The 21,551-nt window shown below is 60.1% G+C and carries 20 protein-coding genes; 8 read left to right on the plus strand and 12 right to left on the minus strand.

Annotated elements, in window-relative coordinates; genetic code table 11:
- Positions 1–86 precede the first annotated feature (86 nt).
- Positions 87–509, minus strand: coding sequence for a universal stress protein (locus tag AArcSt11_RS08135; protein ID WP_250596156.1), 423 nt, complete (start codon positions 507–509; stop codon positions 87–89).
- Between the two features lie 115 nt (positions 510–624).
- Between AArcSt11_RS08135 and AArcSt11_RS08140 the strand changes: the two genes are divergently transcribed.
- Positions 625–1,131, plus strand: a complete 507-nt coding sequence (locus tag AArcSt11_RS08140) for a universal stress protein (protein WP_250596158.1) — start codon at positions 625–627, stop codon at positions 1,129–1,131.
- On the opposite strand, the gene AArcSt11_RS08145 is transcribed toward AArcSt11_RS08140, so the two are convergent.
- Both AArcSt11_RS08145 and AArcSt11_RS08150 read right to left on the minus strand, forming a co-directional pair.
- Positions 1,123–1,656, minus strand: a complete 534-nt coding sequence (locus AArcSt11_RS08145; protein ID WP_250596160.1) for a GNAT family N-acetyltransferase — start codon at positions 1,654–1,656, stop codon at positions 1,123–1,125. The genes AArcSt11_RS08140 and AArcSt11_RS08145 overlap by 9 nt on opposite strands.
- The gene (locus AArcSt11_RS08150; RefSeq protein ID WP_250596162.1) at positions 1,653–2,021 is read right to left on the minus strand and encodes a universal stress protein; all 369 of its coding nucleotides are present in this window, start codon (positions 2,019–2,021) and stop codon (positions 1,653–1,655) included. The genes AArcSt11_RS08145 and AArcSt11_RS08150 overlap by 4 nt, the downstream gene beginning before the upstream one ends.
- Before the next feature lie 284 nt (positions 2,022–2,305).
- Between AArcSt11_RS08150 and pdhA the strand changes: the two genes are divergently transcribed.
- From pdhA to AArcSt11_RS08165, 3 genes are read left to right on the plus strand one after another with little or no spacing between them, the layout of a single operon-like run.
- Entirely contained in the window at positions 2,306–3,415 is a 1,110-nt protein-coding gene (gene pdhA, locus AArcSt11_RS08155) for a pyruvate dehydrogenase (acetyl-transferring) E1 component subunit alpha (RefSeq protein WP_250596163.1), read from the plus strand.
- Between the two features lie 2 nt (positions 3,416–3,417).
- A complete protein-coding gene (locus AArcSt11_RS08160; RefSeq protein ID WP_259371247.1) occupies positions 3,418–4,443 on the plus strand; it encodes an alpha-ketoacid dehydrogenase subunit beta in 1,026 nt (341 codons plus the stop codon).
- Between the two features lies 1 nt (position 4,444).
- The gene (locus tag AArcSt11_RS08165) at positions 4,445–5,983 is read left to right on the plus strand and encodes a dihydrolipoamide acetyltransferase family protein (RefSeq protein ID WP_250596164.1); all 1,539 of its coding nucleotides are present in this window, start codon (positions 4,445–4,447) and stop codon (positions 5,981–5,983) included.
- Positions 5,984–6,627: 644 nt separating this feature from the next.
- On the opposite strand, the gene AArcSt11_RS08170 is transcribed toward AArcSt11_RS08165, so the two are convergent.
- From AArcSt11_RS08170 to AArcSt11_RS08180, 3 genes are all read right to left on the minus strand, one after another.
- On the minus strand, positions 6,628–7,362 hold the full coding sequence (locus AArcSt11_RS08170) for an NAD(P)/FAD-dependent oxidoreductase (protein WP_250596165.1): 735 nt from the start codon (positions 7,360–7,362) through the stop codon (positions 6,628–6,630).
- Positions 7,363–7,521: 159 nt separating this feature from the next.
- Complete coding sequence (locus AArcSt11_RS08175; protein ID WP_250596166.1) at positions 7,522–8,688, minus strand: PQQ-binding-like beta-propeller repeat protein; 1,167 nt, start codon at positions 8,686–8,688, stop codon at positions 7,522–7,524.
- Positions 8,689–8,710: 22 nt separating this feature from the next.
- Positions 8,711–12,112, minus strand: coding sequence for a LamG-like jellyroll fold domain-containing protein (locus AArcSt11_RS08180; RefSeq protein ID WP_250596168.1), 3,402 nt, complete (start codon positions 12,110–12,112; stop codon positions 8,711–8,713).
- Between the two features lie 222 nt (positions 12,113–12,334).
- Between AArcSt11_RS08180 and lpdA the strand changes: the two genes are divergently transcribed.
- Complete coding sequence (lpdA, locus tag AArcSt11_RS08185) at positions 12,335–13,765, plus strand: dihydrolipoyl dehydrogenase (RefSeq protein WP_250596170.1); 1,431 nt, start codon at positions 12,335–12,337, stop codon at positions 13,763–13,765.
- Between the two features lie 167 nt (positions 13,766–13,932).
- Here the strand turns inward: lpdA and AArcSt11_RS08190 are convergent, their stop codons facing one another.
- A complete protein-coding gene (locus tag AArcSt11_RS08190; RefSeq protein ID WP_250596172.1) occupies positions 13,933–14,373 on the minus strand; it encodes a halocyanin domain-containing protein in 441 nt (146 codons plus the stop codon).
- A 184-nt stretch (positions 14,374–14,557) separates the two neighbouring features.
- Here AArcSt11_RS08190 and pheA point away from each other — a divergent pair, with 184 nt between their 5' ends.
- Entirely contained in the window at positions 14,558–15,361 is an 804-nt protein-coding gene (pheA, locus tag AArcSt11_RS08195; protein ID WP_250596174.1) for a prephenate dehydratase, read from the plus strand.
- 85 nt (positions 15,362–15,446) lie between these two features.
- The gene (locus AArcSt11_RS08200; RefSeq protein WP_250596176.1) at positions 15,447–15,860 is read left to right on the plus strand and encodes an Hsp20/alpha crystallin family protein; all 414 of its coding nucleotides are present in this window, start codon (positions 15,447–15,449) and stop codon (positions 15,858–15,860) included.
- A gap of 71 nt (positions 15,861–15,931) precedes the next feature.
- Here the strand turns inward: AArcSt11_RS08200 and AArcSt11_RS08205 are convergent, their stop codons facing one another.
- The 5 genes from AArcSt11_RS08205 to AArcSt11_RS08225 all read right to left on the minus strand — a co-directional run bounded on the left by AArcSt11_RS08205 (position 15,932) and on the right by AArcSt11_RS08225 (position 20,547).
- Positions 15,932–17,386 carry a hypothetical protein gene (locus AArcSt11_RS08205; protein WP_250596178.1) on the minus strand — a complete coding sequence of 485 codons (1,455 nt, stop codon included), beginning with the start codon at positions 17,384–17,386 and terminating at the stop codon, positions 15,932–15,934.
- A gap of 417 nt (positions 17,387–17,803) precedes the next feature.
- A complete protein-coding gene (locus AArcSt11_RS08210) occupies positions 17,804–18,106 on the minus strand; it encodes a hypothetical protein (protein ID WP_250596180.1) in 303 nt (100 codons plus the stop codon).
- 59 nt (positions 18,107–18,165) lie between these two features.
- Positions 18,166–19,989 carry an ATP-dependent DNA helicase gene (locus AArcSt11_RS08215; RefSeq protein WP_250596181.1) on the minus strand — a complete coding sequence of 608 codons (1,824 nt, stop codon included), beginning with the start codon at positions 19,987–19,989 and terminating at the stop codon, positions 18,166–18,168.
- Positions 19,990–20,057: 68 nt separating this feature from the next.
- Positions 20,058–20,216 carry a hypothetical protein gene (locus AArcSt11_RS08220; protein WP_250596184.1) on the minus strand — a complete coding sequence of 53 codons (159 nt, stop codon included), beginning with the start codon at positions 20,214–20,216 and terminating at the stop codon, positions 20,058–20,060.
- A gap of 115 nt (positions 20,217–20,331) precedes the next feature.
- Positions 20,332–20,547: a DUF7561 family protein gene (locus AArcSt11_RS08225; RefSeq protein WP_250596187.1), complete on the minus strand. Its 216-nt coding sequence runs from the start codon at positions 20,545–20,547 to the stop codon at positions 20,332–20,334.
- 115 nt (positions 20,548–20,662) lie between these two features.
- On the opposite strand from AArcSt11_RS08225, the gene AArcSt11_RS08230 reads away from it, so the two are divergent.
- Positions 20,663–21,523: a YkgJ family cysteine cluster protein gene (locus AArcSt11_RS08230; RefSeq protein WP_250596189.1), complete on the plus strand. Its 861-nt coding sequence runs from the start codon at positions 20,663–20,665 to the stop codon at positions 21,521–21,523.
- Positions 21,524–21,551 lie beyond the last annotated feature (28 nt).

Consider the following 21,551-nt stretch of genomic DNA (forward strand, 5'->3'; position numbering starts at 1 on the left):
CCGGCTCAAAGAACCCGCCGATCCGTGGTTTCTCACTCTCGTCGCGGAACCACTACAGAGCTCACGGCGTCAGCCGTGGGAGGATGTCAAGCCAGCTGGCGAACTGTCAGGACGGGGATCGGACTCGACCGCACGATCCGCTCGGCGACGCTCCCGAGGAGAAAGCGGTGCTCGCCGTGACGTCCGCGGGTGCCTGTCGCGATCACGTCGGCATCGACCGCCTGTGCGTACTCCTGAATCTCCGTCGCGGGTCGCCCTTCACGGACCGCGGTACGCACCTCCCGGTCCGTACACTCCCTGACCCTCTCGAACGCGTCGTCGGCGGTCCGTTCGAGCGCGCCCCGGAGGTCTTCGCGCAGCTCGTCGGGCGATCCCTCGACCTCCGTTTCGTCGATGACGTACAGGGCGTGGACGCTCGCATCGAACCGCTCCGCGAGATCTAGAGCGACGTTGATCGCCCGCTGGACGCTCTCGGAGCCGTCCGTCGCGACGACGACTGTCTCGATCATACCTACCCCTTCCCCCGCCGGTCGCATAAAGCTCCGGTCCGCCGCCCGCTCGGTGTTCCGCCGCGCCGATCCCGTGGCAGGTGGCTTTTTGACCGCGGCCCCCGTTCGTCCCCGTATGTCACCACGCTCGACTCAGCCTCGATCTAGCTTCGAGGAGCCCGCCGTCGATGACCCCGACCGGATCCCAACTGTCGAAACCGTTCTCGTGCCGGTCGACGGCAGCGAGGAGTCGACCCAGGCTGTCGAGTACGCGGTCGCGGTCGCCGACCGCTACGACGCCGACCTGGAGGTGCTATACGTGCTCGGCGAGGAGGTCGTTCGGGCGATCGAACGGGAACGGATCGACGGTGACGCCGTCGCCGCGGACAACCGGGCGTATCTCGAGCGGGTAGAGGAGCTGGCCGCCGACGGTGACGTCCCGGTCAGTACGATGGTTGCCTACGGGTTCTCGGTCGAACGCAAGACACAGCACCCTGGTAGCGTCGTGCTCGACGTCGCCGACGACATCGGTGCGGACTTTCTGGTCATCCCGCGGGAGCCACAGACCGACGAGCCGGATGTCCTCGAAAAGGCCGCCGAGTACACTCTGTTGTACGCCAGCCAGCCAGTCCTCTCAGTCTGAGAGCCGGAGCGCCATCTCGAGCTCGAAGCTCTCCGAGCCGCTCTTCTCGAAGCCGACTTTCTCGTACAGCGAGACTGCTGCCGTGTTCCAGCGCTCGACGGTGAGCCAGACGCACTCGACGCCTTGCTCTCGGCCATGGCCAAGCAGGTGCCGGAGTAACGTCCCGCCGATCCCGGCCCGCTGGTACTCCTGTGTGACGAAGATCGCCAGCTCGTACGCATCACCCTCGGTATCCTGTACGAGCGCCGCGTGTCCGACGATGTCGTCCCCGTGGCTGGCGATGACACTGTAGCCCTCGCCGAGAATGACGTCGAGCCAGTCCCGGACCCGCCGCTCCGAAGACGGGGGGATGCCCTGTGCGCGGTCGGCAGGGTCGAAGCCGACGTACATCTCGACGAGGGCTTCCCTGTCCTCCGCATCATACGATGTCATCCGGATCTCCCGGCCCTCCCGGTCCTCGAACGCCGTCGGTGGGGCCGGGAACGATCCCGCGACCTCGTCGGGATAGAGGCGGTCGTCGCTCATCGTATCAGCTTCACCGTCACCTGTGCGTTTACGAGCACGAACTCGGTGATCGGCCCGAGCTTGATCTTGCCCATCGGACTGGCACGCCCTCCTCCGATCACGATCTGGTCGAAGCCCTCTTCCTCTGCGATACGGAGGAGTTCGCTTTCGGGTGCCTCCTCTATGTGCCGGATCGTCGCGTCGAGGCCTGCCTCGTCGAGTTCGGCTCTCACGTCCCTCTCGATCTCCTCGCGTCCCCCTTCTCGCTCGTCAGTCTCGAATATCGCAATCGTCAATTCGTCGCCTGCTTCCACCGCTCGGTCGACTGTCTCCGCCAGCGCGCGCCGGGACTCGTCGCTACCACCAACCCCGAGCAGGACTTTCATACCATCCAGTTTTATCGGCCCCTTCAAAACTGTTGTGTCGCGGGACTGATCGATCAGACATGCGACTCGCCAACCACGTCGCTCGACCGATCACACCATCCGAACGACCAGGCAGACGTGATATCAGGGGCGTACGATATACCCAAGAGTAGTACTGCAAACGTACAATATTACTCGGGAAGAACGCGTCTCTGTCCGTTACTGTACGGTTTCGGGGTCCGGATTCACGAAAACCATATAACCCGAGCGATTGATGATTATGATATGCAACGGAGGTATCTCCGGTGAGCACGATACAGCGTGATCCCGACGACCGGGTACAGATACTGGACGTGGACGGGCATGTCCGGGAGAACGCCAGCGTCCCGGAGCTATCCGACGACCGGCTCGTGGAGATGTACCGTGATATGCGGCTCGCCCGGCATCTCGACGAGCGTGCCGTGAGCCTGCAGCGACAGGGACGAATGGGGACGTACCCGCCGATGTCGGGACAGGAGGGCGCACAGGTCGGGAGCGCGTACGCGCTGGGCGACGAGGACTGGCTGTTCCCGAGCTACCGCGAGCACGCCGCGGTGACGGTGCACGGAATGCCGCTTTCCCGGACGATGCTGTACTGGATGGGCAGCGAGGCAGGGGGACGGATTCCCGACGATGTCAACGTCTTCACGGTCGCCGTCCCGATCGCAACCCAGATCCCCCATGCGACGGGGATGGCATGGGCATCGAAGCTCAAAGGCGAGAACCGGGCCTTCCTCTGTTACTTCGGTGACGGCGCGACCAGCGAGGGCGACTTCCACGAGGGACTGAACTTTGCGGGCGTCTTCGACACGCCCACCGTCTTCTTCTGTAACAACAATCAGTGGGCGATCTCGGTGCCACGGGAGCGCCAGACCGCCAGCGAGACGCTTGCACAGAAGGCGACTGCCTACGGCTTCGAGGGCGTGCAGGTCGACGGGATGGACCCGCTGGCGGTGTATCAGGTGACGAAAGAGGCCATCGACAAGGCGAAAGATCCGGGGCCTGGTGAACTCCGTCCGACGCTCATCGAGGCGGTGCAGTACCGCTTTGGCGCACACACGACCGCGGACGATCCGTCAGTCTACCGTGACGAGGACGAAGTCGAGCGCTGGAAACAGAAAGATCCCCTGCCACGGATGGAGACGTTCCTTCGATCGACGGGACGGCTCGACGACGAGACGGTCGAGGCGATCGAGGCCGAGATCGAGGACCGCGTGGCCGAGACGATCGAGGAGGTGGAGTCGATGCACCGACCCGAACCCGCCGAGATGTTCGAGTCCGTCTACCGAGACATGCCCGACCGGCTCGACGAACAGCTCCGCTATCTGCAGCGGCTCAGAGAGGATCACGGCGACAACGCGCTACTGGAGGGTTGATTATGGCGAGCAAACAACAACCGGCCACCGCGCCGGATCCGGCCGACGTATCGAGCGAGTCGCTTACCCTCGTTCAGGCGGTACGGGACGGGCTGGCGACCGAGATGGGACTGGACGAAGACGTCCTCGTGATGGGCGAGGACGTCGGGAAAAACGGCGGCGTCTTCCGCGCCACCGAGGGACTCTACGACGAGTTCGGCGAGCACCGTGTGATCGATACGCCCCTGGCGGAGTCGGGGATCGTCGGCACAGCGATCGGCATGGCCGCGCACGGCCTGCGACCGGTCGCCGAGATGCAGTTCATGGGATTCATCTATCCCGCGTTCGATCAGATCGTCTCCCACGCGGCCCGTCTGCGGAACCGATCGCGCGGCCGTTTTACCTGTCCGATGGTGATCCGTGCGCCCTACGGCGGCGGGATTCGCGCACCCGAACACCACTCCGAATCGACGGAGGCCTTCTTCGTCCACCAGCCGGGGCTCAAGGTCGCCGTTCCCTCGACGCCCTACGACGCCAAGGGACTGCTGACGAGCGCGATCCGCGACCCCGACCCCGTGCTCTTTCTCGAACCCAAACTGATCTACCGGGCGTTCCGTGGGGACGTCCCCGACGAATCTTACGAGATCCCACTGGGCGAGGCAGCGGTCCGACGCGAGGGCGAGGACGTCACCGCCTACTGCTGGGGCGCGATGGCCCACCGAACAGTCGAAGCCGCCGAAAACCTCGATGGCGAGATCGACGTCGAGGTCGTCGATCTCCGATCACTCTCGCCGCTCGATCGCGAGACGATCGTCGAGAGCTTCGAGAAGACCGGCCGCGCGGTCGTCGTCCACGAGGCACCCAAAACCGGCGGGCTGGCCGGCGAGATCACCGCCATGCTGCAGGAAGAATCCCTGCTGTATCAGGAGGCCCCGATCGGGCGCGTCACCGGCTTCGACACGCCGTTCCCGCTGTACGCGCTCGAAGACTACTACCTGCCCGAACCCACCCGCATCGAAGAGGGAATCCGGGAGACGGTGGAGTTTTGAGATGACCCGCGAGTACCGACTGCCGGACGTCGGCGAGGGCGTCGCAGAGGGCGAGATCGTCCGCTGGCTCGTCGAACCGGGTGATCCCGTCGAGGAAGACCAGCCGATCGCCGAAGTCGAGACCGACAAGGCGATGGTCGATCTGCCCGCGCCGGTCGACGGGACGATTCGGAAACTCCACGCCGAGGAAGGCGAAATGGTACCCGTCGGCGACGTAGTGGTCACGTTCGACGTCGAGGGCGAGGACGATACCGACGCGACGCGGTCGACGGAGGGCGAACGCGACCAACAGGCCGAACCCGGCGACGGATCCGAGTCGGATACCGGCGATCTCCCCGATGCGGAACCGGAGACGTCGGACGGACGAGTGTTCGCCTCGCCGTCGATCCGCCGGGAGGCCAGACAGGCTGGCGTCGACATCGCGACGATCGAGGGGAGCGGTCCGGGTGGCCGGATCACAGCAGCAGACATCCAGCAGGCGGCAAGCGGTGGGGAACGCGCGTCAGCCTCCGCCCCCGACGAGCCAGCAGTCGAGGAAGGGGCCGAATCGGCGTCCGAGCCAGCCCGGAGTAGCCAAGAGGAGGCCACCGCGAACCAGCAGGAGGTGGGTTCCGGAGCTGAGACCGAGAGCGCCGACCGCGAGCGTACCCTCGCCGCACCAGCCACGCGACGGGCCGCCCGCGAGGAGGGGGTCGATCTGAACGCCGTCCCCGCAGTCGAACAGCGGGACGGCGAGGCGTTCGTCACCGCGGAGGCGGTTCGGGAGTACGCCGAGGCCCAGCAAGCCGCGCAGGACGCCGATGCGGCGGCAGTCGGGACGGCGGACACGGGGGCGGAGGCGTCCGGGGACGTCCGCGAACCGTACCGCGGCGTCCGGCGCGCGATCGGCGAGGCGATGGAGACTGCGAAGTTCACCGCGCCCCACGTCACCCACCACGACACCGTGGACGTGACCGATCTCGTCGCAACCCGCGAGCGCCTCGCTGCCGAGGCCGAGGAACGCGGGATCCGCCTGACCTACACTCCCTTCGTCATGAAAGCCGTCGCGGCGGCGCTCAAAGAGCACCCGATCCTGAACGCACAGCTCGACGAGGAGGAAGAAGAGATCATCAAGCGCGGCGAGTACAACCTCGGCGTCGCGACCGACACCGACGCGGGGCTGATGGTGCCGGTCGTCGACGACGTCGACCGGAAAGGGCTGCTCGAACTCGCATCGGAGACGAACGAGCTGGCACAGAAGGCCCGCGAGCGCTCGATCGACCCCGAAGAACTGCGTGGCGGGACGTTCACGATCACGAACGTCGGCGTCATCGGCGGCGAGTACGCCACGCCGATCATCAACCATCCCGAGGTGGCGATCCTCGCGCTCGGCGCGATCAAGGAACGCCCACGAGTCCACGAAGGCGAGGTCGTTCCGCGTGAGACGCTCCCGCTCTCGCTGTCGATCGACCACCGGGTGGTGGACGGCGCGGACGCGGCGCGTTTTACCAACCGGATTATCGAGCTACTGGAGGAGCCGAGCCTGTTGCTTCTGGAGTGAGAAAACAGAACACCCCATAGGCACCGATTCGATCCGGACATCGGACATCTGGTCGCGTTTTCGTGGATCCGTCCCGGCAGTTCCCATTCTTCGTCGTCGCGGAGTTGCTCGCCGATTGCGATGCGGAACTCGCCCGCTTCATGTTTGTTACTAGAGTGAAGCAGTTATTTGAATTTCGAGTATCACTATCGGTCCTTGAACATCTCCATTACCATTATAATGATTGGAATTGGAGCGTTACAGGTGAAATATTGTACAGGGAGTGTACTGCTCGTTCTCATCTTGGTGATCAGTACCCCATACGTACTGACCACAAACGCCCCAATTGCGGCACTGTGGCTCATACTAGTAGCAGCGGCTCCAGTACTGGTCGCCGAACGGTTCCTCGTTGATAATCGGTCCGTCACTACTCGATACGACACAGTGGTCGTCGCAGGTGCCCTGTTGTCGCTATTCGGATTTCTCGGTTGGGTGGTGGCGTCTGTACCATTATTGATAGTTGGCGGGTTTGCAAGTTTGTTAACAATGCTCACACTTCGAACACAGACATGAGACGTTGTGATTTCAGGTTGTTTTTCGACACGCTTCCGGCCGATATCGTAGGTCGTCGACTCCGGAACCACGGCGTGTGAGCCTGAGACGTCTTACTCCTCGAGACTCGGATGTGTCTCCTGGTCGTCGGGATGGCGCTCGGCGAATCGCTCGCGCATGAGTTCGTTCGCCTCGTCCTCGCACTCGCCCGCCGTCTCGGCGTCGATCTCCTCACAGCCCGGCGGGAGATCACGCCCACGATCGGTGAAGTAGCCCTCAGGGGCGACCCAGTCGTGGTAGAAGGGCCGGTCGTCGTCTTCGAGAAGCGTGACGGCGACTTCCGCGCCGTGGCCGGCACAGACGATCGCCTGGTGGGGTTTTTCGGCGAGTCGACCGGCAGCGTAAAGCCCGTCGACGCCGGTGCGGCCTCGCTCGTCCGTATCGACGAACGTTTTGCCTCGGTCGATGAGCCCGACGCCGTCGATCGATCGGAGATACTCCACCTCGTTTTTCGTCGCAGCGATCACGTACTGGCTGTGGTAGCGGTCCTCCGTATCAGTCTCGACCGCAAAACCGCTCTCGGTGTTCTCGATACTGATGACCGTCGCGTCGAGGAACTCCGCTCCAGCCCCCTCCGCCTGCTCGGTCATCCCGTCGAGCAGTCGGCGGGGGTTCACGCCTGCCGGGAAGCCGGGAAAGTTCTCCAGGTGGGCGTTCCGGCGCAGGAGCGACCCGCCAGCGTCGACAACGAGGGTGTTCAGGCCGTGTCGGGCGGTAAACGTCGCCGCAGTGCGGCCCGCGACGCCCCCACCCACGATTACGACGTCCCGCGAACTGCTCGCCGCCATCTCAGCACGCCTCCGTCATGAACTGTCCCACTCGATCGCACGTCGGTGCAGTCTGCAGGTCGATCCGGTCCATGCCGGATGGCCAACAGGTGCGACCAAAACAGCTTCGGTCGGCACGCCTTCGCGCGGTGAGCCCACAGTTCAGCGTCCATTGCCAGATTAGTCGGAAAACGAGTAGAGACCGCCCTCGACAGCAGCGACGAGTAAGCGATCGCCTACGACAGCCAGATTTGCTGCTGATCCTCCGTCGAAGTTGAGATGCCACTGCAGCGAGGTATCACCCACATCTATCGCGTTGATATCGGAGAGTATCCCTCCCTGACCTGAGGCGATAAATACTGTATTCTCACCACGAACTGGCAGGTGAATCATTTCTCTGCTATCGAGTCCTATTTGTGAGCGTGGTTCGCCCGACGCACGGTCGAACATCCTGAAAGTATCGACACCGGCATAGACGATGTCCCGGCTGAGGCCGATCGAATATGTCGTGAGCGATTCGAGATCCTGTTCCCAAAGCAATTCGTCCCGCTCTATATCCCACGCACGAAGCGTCCGTCCGCTCAAGTATAGTACGCCATCGGCAACGATTACGCCGACTGGACGACTTGCGGAGGGGAGTCGCACTCGTTCCGTTCCGTTGTCTGTATCGAGGACGACGACCGTTCCGAACGTGCTCACAGCGAGGTACGTGCCGTCGGTCGATAAGTGACATATGGTCGGTGAATTTGTAAAGATATCACTCTCGACCGTGGTCTGCCACTGTACGTCACCAGTATTCGTGTCGATCGATCGCACTACTTCGCTACCATCGAGGACGTACATCTCACCGTCCGAAAGGACTGGTGCGAGGAGTTCGCCGTCGGCGTTGACCTTCCACTGCACCCCTCCGTCATCTAGCCTGTAGGCGTTGAGCTGAGTACCGTCCCCACGAACGTAACAGCACTCGGCGTCAAGCGCAACCCCGGCGGGTCCCTCGATATCGGTGCTCCAACGCTGTTCACCGGCGGTAAGATCGAAACATCGGAGTGTGTCATCGCCGCTGACGATCATGATATCATCGTGGATCGCAAACCCCGGTGCTTTGCCATCGCTGGGTTCGATTCCCCATTCGAGTGTGGGCTCACTCTGGGGACCGGTTGCGTTCGGGGAGTGTCCCGTCGTTCCGTGATCGTAGCCGTACATCGGCCAATCGGTCCCCGGCGGTCCAAACGGCGGTGGATCCGGTGGCTCGGGCGACGAAAAGCGTACACAGCCGGCGACACCGCTTGCAAGGCCGATGGCACTGGTTCGGAGCACGTCGCGGCGATGGAAATGAGCTGGGGACATATTTTCTGCCTTTAGTTAGTATCTATTTATGTGGTGGGCCGTTCCCCTGCGTATCCGATCTTCCTTTATTCGAGTGTCCCGGTTCGAACAATTCTATCTTTGTATCGCCCTGGAAGGTGACGCCATCGACAACTCCACTGATGGTCACATTGTGTTTTCCGGGCCCGTAGCCTTCGATAACCTTCTCCCGATCAAATTTGACCTGTACTTTGGTCTCGTCACTCTGACAAATAATTGGATCATTGACAAATCCGTAGCTGTCGTCGTGGATCGCTTGAACCTGCTCCATGGCGACGCTCTGGACAAGCAGTGACTTGCCATCAATTTCCTCTTTAAATCTGATAGTGGCTGTCACAAAATTGCCCTGTGAGGCTGCATTGATTCGCGACGGGGTAACATCCACGTCCACATCGGTGAGAAGCACTTGTTCCGCCTCCTCCCCGGTTTTTGTCTTAACTGATTGTCTCGTCCTGCCGTCTATAATCGGAATTCCGTTCTTTTTTCTGAATGAGAGATCCTTGTCTCGAATAAGCGTTCGTGTGTATGGGATCTCTTCTGGCGGTTCGAATCCTCGTTGTTGTAATTCTTCCTTCAACCGAGACGCACCAATACTAATAGTCACGTCTTTGTTCCCTGGAATGGATATGACTGGGCGTCTTCTGGTCCCAGAAATGCTCGATCCCTCTATCTCTCCGTATCTGTTACCTGTCTCCGGGGCTATTCCTGTCCGCTTGCCATTAGAGGTAACCGCAAGCACACTGATGCCAGGCAACGGATCGTCTGCGTGTGTAATTGCTTCGATATCGTCTGCAAGGTCATCAGCATAGTCGCCCAGTTCTGCAATGACCCTGTTCATATACTGTGCTGTTTCACCGATAAGTGATTCCGGGTTACGCTCAACCGAGACCTTTGGGCTTCCAGATTCGACGGACCGTTCTAGTTCAAATGTCGATACAGTTTCGCCATCTTCGTACTTTTCTCTAGATGTGTTCGCGAGTGATAGAGTCGGTTCCGATTCGTTACCCTGATCAATATAATCAACTGTTACTGTCCCATCTATGTTTATTGGATTCTCGAAATTAAGAACACGCTCAAGATCGGATTCTCTTTTGATACTGAAGCTACTGAATTTGTAAATTGCCACACCATTATTTTCGCTTGGAGATTTCGGAACCATAGTACTATCGCCGTCTTTCCAGGGAATCCACGAGTCACCTCCCTTTCTTGCTTCAAGAATATATGTTGTCAGGTGGAATTTCTCCGGAGAAACGCTGACATCGACATCGATTGGATCTATATCAAAGCGAGCAGAAGCATCAACATCTATCGTAAATTCACCGAATATTGATGTCAAATATTTCGCATCATCCCCAAGGCGTTGTTCTGTTAACGGACTCAGATCAAGTTCACTATCTTCCAAGAGATGGTAATTTCGACTCTGCTCTAACCACCCCTCGCGATTGAAAACATCTCTTTCAATGTAGTTCCCACCAAGTACTTTACAATAGGACATAAATGGGCCGGATCCTTCACCCATTATCCCCCATTCGCCAACGTCGCCGAGATTGGTTCCCTTCATATCATACAGGTCCGGCAACCCTACCTGTTCATCTGGTCCGAGAGTATGTCCTAATTCATGTCTCCATTTGTCCCCGTCTATTTCATCATATGCCGCATCTATGGTACCAGTTGGTGTTTGATACGGAGATATATCCGCATATTGCTCTTCTAGTGTGGCTGCTGAAACACTTACATTGAACCCCCCAAGTGAAAATTCGACGCTCTCTACATCGTCTGATATCAGTCCTCCCCGATAAAACGGTCTACTGAGACGGGCTTCGTTTAGAACGAATGCAGTCGTGTACTCATCGAACTGTACATTCAAGTCTTCAGCAGCCAGGTCAAGTGCATCTTGGACGAATTTAATTGAATTATTTGGCAGATTAGCACTCCCATCGAAATAGACTCCTTCAGGCAAATCAAGTTCCAGCCAACCGTACCCATCATTGACACGTCTCGTAACGAAGTTAAAATCGAAACCGTGAGCACCGTGACTTCCGAGGGAGCTCGCGTAATACTCGCAAACGAACTCGGCTCTCTCTCGTAAGTACTGGTACAGTTCTTCACCAGTTTTGTTCGGGGCGTTCTCGTTTTCACCTGGATGTTTCGGTGGCCTGCTTGAGCCCTCATTATTTCTTTTTGGATGTGCAACGATCGTCGCTACTGTGTCCACTTGCTGGAATACGTAGGTGCTCCAGTTGTCCTGTCTAAAAACCTCGTCCCCGCCGACTTTGATCACTAATCCGGTATCGTATCCGAATCCTTCGAATGGTTCACGAACTCTTACAGATTCGAGTGCGTCACAGTGTAGTTTGACTTCGAATGTGTCTTCTTCGACTCTCGTGATCTCAACGTCCGCAAACAGATTCTCAGTTACACCTCCCTGACGTCGTAGCCAGGGCTTCTGGCCGGGAATATTTGCTTCTATATCATCGACCGTAGCACCGGGAGCGTGTAGCCTTACGCTCGCCTGCACCGGCTGGTCGGGTTCGACACCTGTCGGTGGTCTGGTAATGGTTTCTACTGTTGGCTCCAGGAGTTCGCTATCGTCGCGTTGACCGTTGTAGACCGTGTTTCCTTCGCCATCATCTAGTTCGTACTGTATGAGGCCAGATACAACCTCGCCATCTTCAGGATGAACCGCTTCATCAACGATAACAAAACGGTCGTAATCAACTGTCGTTGAAGAGCCTGAATGACGGCCCATCACTCGGAATCTGTCGCCAGCTGTCCACCCTGTTCCACTGTAATTACTTTCGCCAATCTGCTCGCCGTTTATATATGCAGAGAATGTTCCAGCTTCACTATCGAGTACAAGACGGATATTATACCATTTACCATCCTGAAGGGTGCTACTGTAGACCAAATCGCTCCCGCCAAACACGTTCCTGAAACGTAGCCCACTTCCGGCAATTCCGTTCGTAAACGCACGAAACCCACTTGCTGTGCTGTCGAAATCGTTAAACAAATATGCCAAATATGAGCCGGAATCGAACCGCCAATAACAATCGATCGTCAGATCACCATCTGTTGTGGGGCGGAAATTTGGATCAACACCACCCTTATCAGTGAGCTGAAGTGCATACGTATTGTTCGTTTGTGGTGCCCCATCTTGAATCCAATCGTAAGACTCCGAAATAACGGTTCCGTCCGGAACTTCCGCTGGGATAGTTGTTTCTCCCACTGTTGTACTGACGGTAGTAGATGGACTGTCGGATGATTCGATTGGGTCGCCGCGATCATCGACTTCCGTCGTAGCGGCTCCCGTGGGAATGGCAGTGCTGCCAAGTGTAGCTGCCACTCCGCTACCCGCATACTTCAAAAACGATCGCCGTTTCGACTGCTTATTGTATTTTTCGCTCATAATCCCTATAATCTATACTCTCACATATAATTTTATATTATATAATATTAAATCAATTAATAAAATATGATTTGAATTATGACTAACGAGGACTCAGATTGGCGAAGGCTTGAAATATAAAATATTACTGTAGTACGAGTTAATATGTATCCAATATAGTGCTTTGATGTGGTAGACGTGATACCCCACCATTCTTTCACCCGACACCACTAACACGCTACCATGGTCGTTGGAGACGTTGCAACCGGAACAGACGTACTGGTGATCGGCGCGGGACCGGGCGGCTACGTTGCCGCCATCCGCGCCGGACAGCTCGATCTGGACGTCACGCTGGTCGAAAAAGACGCCTACGGCGGCGTCTGTCTGAACCACGGCTGTATTCCCTCGAAGGCGCTGATCACGGCGACGGGTATTGCCCACGATGCCGGGACCGCCGAGGAGATGGGGATCCACGCCGACCCCGAAATCGATGTCGGGCAGATGCAAGAGTGGAAAGGCGGCGTCGTCGACCAGCTCACCGGCGGCGTCGAGAAGCTCTGCAAGGCGAATCAGGTCAATCTCGTGGAGGGTCGTGCAGAGTTCGTCGACGAGAACGAAGCTCGCGTGGTCCACGGCGGCGAGGGACAGGGCGCGGAGACGATCGAGTTCGAGCACGCCATCGTCGCGACGGGCTCGCAGCCGATCCAGATTCCCGGCTTCTCCTACGGCGACGAGCCGGTACTCGACTCCAGACAGGCACTGGCGATGGACGACGCGCCCGAGTCGCTTGTGATCGTCGGCGCGGGCTACATCGGGATGGAACTTGCGGGCGTCTTCGCCAAACTCGGCACCGACGTGACGGTCGTCGAGATGCTCGACTCGGTCCTGCCGGGCTACGAATCGGATCTCGCACGTCCCGTTAAGAAACACGCCGAATCGCTGGGCGTCGAGTTCCACTTCGGACAGAGCGCGGCTGGCTGGGAGGAGACCGACGACGGGATCGTCGTCCATACCGATGCCGCGGGCGAGGACGACGAGGGCCTCTCGATAGACGCCGAGAACGTGCTCGTCGCGGTCGGCCGCCAGCCGGTGACCGATACCGTCGAGCTGACGGCCGCGGGCGTCGAGACCGACGACCGTGGCTTCATCCCGACCGACGACAAGGCCCGGTCAAACCAGGAGCACATCTTCGCGGTCGGCGACGTCGCTGGCGAACCGATGCTGGCACACAAGGGGAGCAAGGAAGGGCAAGTCGCCGCTGAAGTGATCGCGGGCGAGCCCGCCGCGCTCGATTACCAGGCGATTCCCGCCGCGGTCTTCACCGAGCCCGAAATCGGCACGGTAGGGATGACCGAGGCCGAAGCCGAGGATGCGGGCTTCGAGCCTATGGTTGGCGAGTTCCCGTTCCGCGCGAGCGGGCGGGCGCTCACGACCGGCGAGAGCGATGGGTTCGTCCGGCTCGTCGCGGACGCCGAAGAGGAGTTCGTCCTCGGGGGGCAGGTCGTCGGCCCCGAGGCGTCGGAGCTGATCGCCGAAATCGGCCTGGCCGTCGAGATGGGCGCGACCGTCGAGGACGTCGCGTCGACGATCCATACCCATCCCACCCTCTCGGAGTCGGTGATGGAAGCAGCCGAGAACGCGCTCGGACACGCGATTCACACACTGAACCGGTAACTACAACGAGAACAGCCGTCGCTCGGGAGTGTAAAGCGACGGTGTAGGTCGGGGAGCCGGGACACGCGTGGAAACCACGGGTGCCGAAAGGCGGCCGCCCGACCGTGCCGTCTGTCTGTACTCACTGTTTTCCAGCATAAAACCCCTCCGGTGTGGGGCCCAGCCAGCTATTCGACAACGACGACCGACCCCTTCATTTCCGAGGCCTCGTGTGGTGTGCAAATGTAGTTGTAGGTACCCGGATCCTCGAAGGTATAATCAAAGGTGTGTCCTTCGCGGTTCACCAGATCGCTCTCGAACAGTTCGTCGCTACCGGCGTGAACGACGTTGTGACTGCCGCCGTCCCCGGACCATTCCCAGACGACCGTCGTCCCGGGATCGGCCCGGATCGCCACGGGTGCAAATGCGAGGCCGTTCCCCGCGCCGACGGTAACCGATACCGCTTCCGAACCGGTGTGGTCTTCAATACCATCGAACTCGTCGACGGATGAAAGCCAGACATCGGCATCCTCGTCACCGTCCTCGTACCCGCCGTTACCGATACAGCCCGCGAGTCCGGCAGTTACCAGTCCGACTGCTGCAGTGAGCACCGACCGGCGAGTCGTCATTACGCGCTCACCTCAAGCGAACCGGTACACTCCTCCGCGATGCGGCGACCGTTCTGACTGAGGGGAGACATCATCTTCAAACTCTGTATCGGGGTACCATAAGTACAGTGAGATTCGGCCAGGCACACCCGCCGATCGCGCTTCGCCGACGCTCTTTTAGGCCCGCTCGGAGTACAGGAAGTCGATGAAAGCAGTCACACTGGGTCCCGAAGGGACCTACTCCCATCGTGCCGCCCGGTCGGTCGCGGACGTCGTCGAGTTCCGCGAGTCCGTCACCGCCATCGTCGAGGCGGTCGCCGACGGCCAGTACGACCGCGGCGTCGTTCCGATCGAAAACAGTATCGAGGGTAGTGTCACCGAGAGCCTCGACGTGCTCGCCGACAACGAACTCGCCGTCGTCGAGGAGATCGTCACGCCGATCCGTCACGCCCTGCTCGCCCAGGACGAGACGTTCGAGACGGTTGCCAGCCACTCACAGGCGCTCGCCCAGTGCCGGGAGTATCTGTCCGAACAGTACCCCGATGTCGACCTCGAAGCGGTTGCCAGCACGGCTCGTGGCGTCGAAATCGCCCGCGAGGATCCGACTGTGGCAGGTATCGGCCACCCCGACAATAGTGGAGATGGCCTGCAGGTACTCGCCGAGGACATCCAGGACCGGAACTCCAACGCAACCCGCTTTTTCGTCGTCGCGCCGATCGAGGATCGCTCGCAGGCGGGCGGCAAATCCACGTTCATCGTCTACCCGAACGACGACTACCCGGGACTCCTGCTCGACCTGCTTGAACCCTTCGCCGACCGGGACATCAACCTCACCCGGGTCGAGTCCCGACCCAGCGGCGAACGCCTCGGCGACTACGTCTTCCATATCGATATCGCGGCAGGGCTGTACGAGGACCGAACCGAGCAGGCGCTGGCCGATATCGACGAACTCGCAACGGATGGCTGGATTCGTCGACTCGGATCGTACGACACCTCGCATGTCGTGTGACTCCCTAACTCTGTTCTCGTTGAGGGGACAGAAGTTATAGGTCGGGATGACGTAGGTAGAGGCGGGCAGATCGCCCTGAGTAAGTATGAAAGGCAACCCGTTCGAGGAGTTCGAGTCCCTGCTACAGCGAATGGAACAGGGGTTTGAGGGAGGTATGGATCTCCAGGCACGCACCGGTTCGACGGCAGTCGACGTTGCGAACCGCGACGAGGAGTTCGTCGTCACCGTCGACCTGCCGGGCTACGAGACGGAGGATATCGACCTGACTCTCGCGGAAGACACGCTCCGGCTCGAGGCCGAGCGTGAGGTCGAGTCCGAAGACGAAGCTGACCACTATCTCCGCAGGGAGCGCCGTCGACAGTCCGTCTCCCGGTCGATTCCGTTCCCCGAGTCGGTCGACGCAGAATCGGTGACGGCGTCTCACACCAATGGCGTGTTGACCGTCACAGTGCCAAAGGAGTTCGGCTCGGACGAGGGGCACTCCATCGACATCGAGTAGCTCTTCACCCTCAGTTTCCGCTGCCCGGCAGCGACATACCGCAAAAAAGTCGGCCTGGATACTCTGGAGTTTCAGTATCCGTCCTTGTCGTCGTTATCGTCGTTATCGTCGTGGTTGTCGTTATCGTCGAAGTAGTCCTCGTAGTCGTCCGGGTCGATGTACATGACTACATCTCCGTCGACGAGGATCTCGATCTTCGACGACTTTTCGATGTAACCGACCCAGAAGGTATCTTTGCCGTTGGCCGGAACGCTAATTTTTCCGCCGTAGTTGCTCCCTTTGGCGTTCCACGAGAACTTTAGCTTGTGGTCGAGGTCGTTGTAGATTGCACACTTGATCTTGACCTTGCCGTCTTTGTGCTTGTAATCGAGGACATCCACGTCGACGTACTCTTTGTACTTGTCGTAATCGTCGTGGTCGTCTTTGTCGTCGTGATCGTCTTTCTCGTCCAGTTTCGTGTACGCGACCTTCTCGCCGTCGTGGCGGATGTACACTTTCTCGTACTTCGTCGCGTCGTAGACCCAGAAGCTCGTCTTGCCGTGTTTTGGCACCTCGATCTTCTCGCCGTCGTTGCCGTCCTTGAGGTCCCACGAGAGCTTCAGGTCGTGGTCGCTGTCGTTGTAGACCCGAACCTTGGCTTTGACAGTGCCGTCTTTCTCTTTGTGCTTGACGACCTTGACGTCGACGTGCTCTTTCACGTCCGGCTTGTCCTTCTCGTCTTCTTTGTCGTCTTCGTCCTTCTCGAAGTCAAGCGTCACGCCGACGACCCGGTGGTCGTTTGCCTCAACGACCGCCCGGAACTCGTAGGACTCGCCGGGCTCGACGTCGATTTCGGCGCTGAACGGACCGGTCTCAGTAAGTGTCTGTCGCTCCGTCTGCTGGAAGTCGTCGTCTTCGATATTACGCCACTCGAAGAACGCCTCGACCTCGGTGAAGTCACCGATCTCCGTGAGGAAGCCGTTGAGTGTCGCCGTCGAGCCGTTGATCTCCGTTGCCGGTTTCGTCTCGACTTCGAGGTCTTTCTCGTCGTCCTCACCCTCGCGACACTCCGCCTCGCTGATCGTGAGGACGGGGTTGTTCCCGCCGCCATTGAACTCGACGAACGCGCTCTCGACGGTACCGCCCCCGTCTTTGAACGCCTCGAACTGGACCGCACCTTGTCCCTCACCGGGACGGAAGCCATCGTACGTTTCCGTCGTGTTGTCTTCGTACGTAACAGTGAGCTGCGCCCCCTCCTCGATTGGTGGCTGTCCACCGGGCGTCAGGATCCATTTCCAGAAGCCGACCTCGTCGTCCTCACAGTCGAGGGTGGCGAACTCGTCGCCCTGTCCGCCCCAGTCCAACGTGTTCTCGAAGTTGTTTTCGTTTCCGTTCTCGTTGCTATTTTCGTTGCCGTTTTCATTGCCGTTCTCGTTACCATTCTGACCAGTGTTGTCGTCTCCCTCGCTGTCGAGACAGCCTGCAAGACCTGCTGCGACCAACCCACTCGCTCCTAGTACCGTCCGTCTGGATGGATTGTCATCCATGTTCGGAGCCTCATGGAAGGGTATCATTGTATTTCGGAGATTACCCGGTGGTAGCAGGTTCCGAACGTGTTCCATCCCTGGCCGCCAGAAAGTAGTTATTCTATTCTAACAGGATCACAGCAATAATCAACGTATAGTTGCGTGGTTGTCGATGTCCCTGTGACAGTGCTCGCGTTGCGAGCGGCTGGCATACGGCGTCGATGTCCCTTTCGAATAATGTCTATCTAGGCGTGCTGACCGATGGAGCAACCGGTAGCGACTCGATGCCGCTGGCTCTACCCCGGATACGGCTGCCGTTGAATTAATGATGGTTCGGCGTGTACCCGCTCGTATGGACCGACAAAAGATATTCGCGATATTTCTGACCTTCCTGATGGTCTCGTCGCTCGTGGCGATGACCGCCTCGGTGCTATAAGGTCAGAACCCATCGAAGAGTCGCTCAACGATCCCGCGACGCTTTCGCGCGCCGGCGTTACTCCACCGCTTCTCGCGCACCTGTCCCGGCAGCTTCAGGTACTCCGTCTCATCGATGGCCGCTGACTCGTGGGTGAGCACCAGCGAAACGAGGTTGCCGACCGCCTCGTCCTCGACACGGCCGATCCCAGTACAGCCCGTCTCGGCGTCTTCTGCGACCCACATGTCGCGTTCGATACCGAATACTGGCGGCTCGTACTGCTGGACCGTTGCACGTTCTCTCACTGCTCTTCCCTCCTCTCCCATACTGAATGGTAGTCGCTCACATACTAATCGTTTGGTGTAGTCCTGCTGGGATTCATCTCTTACTCGGTGTCCCAGACGTCCGCAATCGGGCTGTTATTCGAGGACTTTTGCCGCTTTCGTCCCGCCGACCGGCTTCCCGTTTTGGCGCTCGACGTGTTACTCCCCGAGCGCTCCGTACTGCCCGACCCACTTCGGCGCTGCCCGCCCGCTCGCCCCACACTCCTCTCACCGAGCGCTTCGTCGGGGTCAAACGCCGGAAGCTCCGGCTGGCTCATCTGCCTGATCTGCTCGTCGAACCACTCGGGGACGTCGTGGCGCGCGCGCTCGAACAGGTCGAGTAAACTCGAATCAGCCAGATACGTCGCGCCGTAATCCTCAGGCGCGCGAACGACCCGACCACAGGCCTGAATCACCGTCCTGAGTGCGGCGCGATAGTACCAGCCCCACTGGCCGTCCTCCAGCCGGTGAGCGACCCGCGAGTCGCCAGTGTTCGGATAGGGTGCCTTGCAGAGCACCTGCCAGCGCGCGAGGTCGCCCTCCAGATCCAGGGCTTCCTCCATCTTCACCGAGAGGAAGACGCTCGCGTCGTCGCTGGCCTTCCACGCGTCCAGATCGGCGTCCCGGTGCTCCCGGTCGTGGGTTCGGATCCGATCGCCAACACCGAACTCGCGCAACTGCGTCGCCAGCCGATCCTGAATGTCGTAGGAGTGGCAGTGAACGAGCCCCTTCTCGTCGTCGTGTTTTCGCATAATCTGGACCACCGTTCGGGCGACCTTCGGGAGCGTCTCCGAGCGGTGCTCGTAGGTCATCTTCCCCTGCGTGACGTCGTACAGCGGCCGGTGTTCGACCGGAAACGTGTGACCGACATCGACCAGCGCGACGTTCGCCGGGTCGAGCCCGACGCCGCGACAGAAGGCCTCCTTGTTGAGAATCGTGGCGGATAGCAAGGCAAATCTGTTTGCCCGGTCCCAGACGGTGTGGCGAAGATACCGCTCGGGATCCATCGGCTTGATCGTCACGGGTCCTCCCTCCCCGTCGGAGTTCCCATCGTTCTCGTCCTGGTCGACGAGCCAGGTCGTTGCACTCCCCGGATCGCGGTAGTCCTCGACGAACCAGTTTAGCTCGGAGATCAGCTCCTGCAGGCGATCCCGCTCCGCGGCCTCCTCGGCGCTGAGATCGCCTTTTTCGAGCAGGTCGTCCTTGCGACGCGTACACTGGGTGACCAGCGCGTCGGCATACTCGACGGCCTCGTCGAGCCCATCGAGGGCAGGCACGCGCAGCTCCTCCCAGAACGGGACGGTTCGGGGACCGAGATGCGTCGTCGCGTACATCTCCGCCCACTCTGCCAGCCCGTGGGCCTCGTCGATCACACAGACATCGCGCTTGCGGAAGACGTCCGATCCAGCGGTTTGCATGAAATAGGCCAGGGTCATCGCGGCGATCCGGCGGTTCGAGGCGATGGCCCGATCCGAAAAGTACGGACAGCGGTGTTTGACCGAGCAGTCGTAGCCCCGTTCGCGGGCGCAGGGGGCCTGATCGACAGGCGTCTCCGTCTCGTTCGGCAGGATGCAGTCGTAGTTACTCTTTCCGCGGATGATGCTCAGGTCCTCGAGCAGGTCGTCGTCGGCCACGTCGTCCAGTTGCGAGACCTGTGGCGTCGTGTAGTACGCCTTGGTTGCCTGACTCGGCGTTGCGTCCGCACCGCGGCGCGCACAGCCGGCGATCGCACGCGCGAGCAGGGACTTGCCGCTCCCGGTCGGTGCCCTGACGAGCACGACGTCGTTGCCCGCATCGAACGCGGACTGGATGTCGGCCAGCGCAGACTGCTGGTTCCCACGGTAGGAAGGTGCGGGGAACGCATCGAAGATCCTGTCGGGGTCCACTGTGCTGGCTTTCTGCGTCCTCGGTCTTAACCTTGCGGAAGGTCGTTGGTCTCCGGAGGCTGATCGCCCTACAGTGAGAGTTCGCTGATCTCTCCCGAACCGCAGGCGGGACAGGCTCGTTCGGTCGGCGTGACGGTCGTTCCACAGCGCCTGCACTCCCGGTGAACGGCCGCCTCAGTGCCGTACGCATGCTTGAGTCGCTGTTCTAGCTCCTGTAATAACGCCATCTCGGTGCCTCGGTCTGTCCGCCATCCCGGTAAATACTTTCTGTCCGAGCTCCGCAGTACTCTCCGAAAAAAGACAGGTAGCAACGCTAACACCGGCAGACAGCGGATACATCCGCTACTCGACGTCCCGCCGTTCGAGCGCCTCGACGTCCGATGCATCCGGATAGTCGGGTAGCTGGTCGATACACTCATTACAGAGAAAGTGCTCGCTATCGTCCTCGAACTCCAGTGTCATCCCGTCGGTCGCCGTCGGCTTCATCGTCCAGAAGTCGCTGATTCCGCCGCCGATCCGCACCTTCCGGCCACAGCCATCACACGGTTGGCGTCCCATCAGGGCGACGTAGGGGCTCACCCCGTGAAAACCTTCTGACAGGGACCTCCTGCCGTGTAGTTATGCGTGCCCGGCACCCGGAGTTTAGTCGACAGAAGTAGTAGTAGTACCCAACATGCGGGTGGACTGTGCAGGCTGCGCGGGCTGTTGTCTCGACTGGCGACCACTGACCGAGGCGGATCTCGACCACGAGCGCCACGGCCCGTACCAGCCTCTCGACGACACCTACAACCTCACGCCGCTGACTCGCTCGGAGGTCCGGCAGTTCCTCGACGACGGGATGGCTGCCGCGATGACACCCCGGTTCTTTACGGCCGACGATGGAGTCCGGATCGACGGCCACGAACTCGCCGCGATCGATGGCAACCCCGTCTTTTTTATTGGGCTCCGGAAAGTCCCCAAACCCGTCGCGCCGTTCGGCGAGTCCCCACACTGGCTCCGTAGCTGTGTCTTCCTCGACCCGACCACGCTCCAGTGTCGGATCCACGAGACGGATCGCTATCCCGAACAGTGTGCGTCGTATCCGGGCCACAACCTCGCGCTCGATCAGGAGACGATGTGCGAGCGCGTCGAGGACGCCTTCGGTGGCGAGCGACTGCTCGACGACGAGCCGCCCGATGACCTCGATGGACTCCTGCTCGGCCCACAGGCTCTCGGCGAGAAACTGTTCGTCCATCCCGAGCCAGCACGGCTGACTGGCTCGATCGAGCGCTGTGCCGCCGGTGAATCCAGCGCCGCGGATCGCGCGGAGTGTCTTGCGGTCGCTGCGGCGTCCAGTCCCGGCACGACGACTGTCGAAGAGGAACAGTACGAGGAGTTCCGGAAGCAGGCCCTCGACGGAAACTCGTGGGTCGACGACGCTCTCGCCAACTGGACCGATCGGTCTGAACCGCCGGGCCGCTCCGCCCCGGATCCTGCCATCGCGGTCGACGTCGAGGACGAGCGGGGTGCGCCCAGCACGCCAGGCTGGAAGTAATCGGGCGGCGATATTATTAGCCCGGCGT

The organism is Natranaeroarchaeum aerophilus (genome assembly GCF_023638055.1).
In the GTDB taxonomy this organism is placed as follows: domain Archaea; phylum Halobacteriota; class Halobacteria; order Halobacteriales; family Natronoarchaeaceae; genus Natranaeroarchaeum; species Natranaeroarchaeum aerophilum.

Coding starts and splice junctions, on each gene's coding strand:
- AArcSt11_RS08135 (WP_250596156.1), bottom strand. CDS start 509: ATGATCGAGACAGTCGTCGTCGCGACGGACGGCTCCGAGAGCGTCCAG.
- AArcSt11_RS08140 (WP_250596158.1), top strand. CDS start 625: ATGTCACCACGCTCGACTCAGCCTCGATCTAGCTTCGAGGAGCCCGCC.
- AArcSt11_RS08145 (WP_250596160.1), bottom strand. CDS start 1,656: ATGAGCGACGACCGCCTCTATCCCGACGAGGTCGCGGGATCGTTCCCG.
- AArcSt11_RS08150 (WP_250596162.1), bottom strand. CDS start 2,021: ATGAAAGTCCTGCTCGGGGTTGGTGGTAGCGACGAGTCCCGGCGCGCG.
- AArcSt11_RS08160 (WP_259371247.1), top strand. CDS start 3,418: ATGGCGAGCAAACAACAACCGGCCACCGCGCCGGATCCGGCCGACGTA.
- AArcSt11_RS08165 (WP_250596164.1), top strand. CDS start 4,445: ATGACCCGCGAGTACCGACTGCCGGACGTCGGCGAGGGCGTCGCAGAG.
- AArcSt11_RS08170 (WP_250596165.1), bottom strand. CDS start 7,362: ATGGCGGCGAGCAGTTCGCGGGACGTCGTAATCGTGGGTGGGGGCGTC.
- AArcSt11_RS08175 (WP_250596166.1), bottom strand. CDS start 8,688: ATGTCCCCAGCTCATTTCCATCGCCGCGACGTGCTCCGAACCAGTGCC.
- AArcSt11_RS08180 (WP_250596168.1), bottom strand. CDS start 12,112: ATGAGCGAAAAATACAATAAGCAGTCGAAACGGCGATCGTTTTTGAAG.
- lpdA (WP_250596170.1), top strand. CDS start 12,335: ATGGTCGTTGGAGACGTTGCAACCGGAACAGACGTACTGGTGATCGGC.
- AArcSt11_RS08190 (WP_250596172.1), bottom strand. CDS start 14,373: ATGACGACTCGCCGGTCGGTGCTCACTGCAGCAGTCGGACTGGTAACT.
- pheA (WP_250596174.1), top strand. CDS start 14,558: ATGAAAGCAGTCACACTGGGTCCCGAAGGGACCTACTCCCATCGTGCC.
- AArcSt11_RS08200 (WP_250596176.1), top strand. CDS start 15,447: ATGAAAGGCAACCCGTTCGAGGAGTTCGAGTCCCTGCTACAGCGAATG.
- AArcSt11_RS08205 (WP_250596178.1), bottom strand. CDS start 17,386: ATGGATGACAATCCATCCAGACGGACGGTACTAGGAGCGAGTGGGTTG.
- AArcSt11_RS08210 (WP_250596180.1), bottom strand. CDS start 18,106: ATGGGAGAGGAGGGAAGAGCAGTGAGAGAACGTGCAACGGTCCAGCAG.
- AArcSt11_RS08220 (WP_250596184.1), bottom strand. CDS start 20,216: ATGGCGTTATTACAGGAGCTAGAACAGCGACTCAAGCATGCGTACGGC.
- AArcSt11_RS08225 (WP_250596187.1), bottom strand. CDS start 20,547: ATGGGACGCCAACCGTGTGATGGCTGTGGCCGGAAGGTGCGGATCGGC.
- AArcSt11_RS08230 (WP_250596189.1), top strand. CDS start 20,663: ATGCGGGTGGACTGTGCAGGCTGCGCGGGCTGTTGTCTCGACTGGCGA.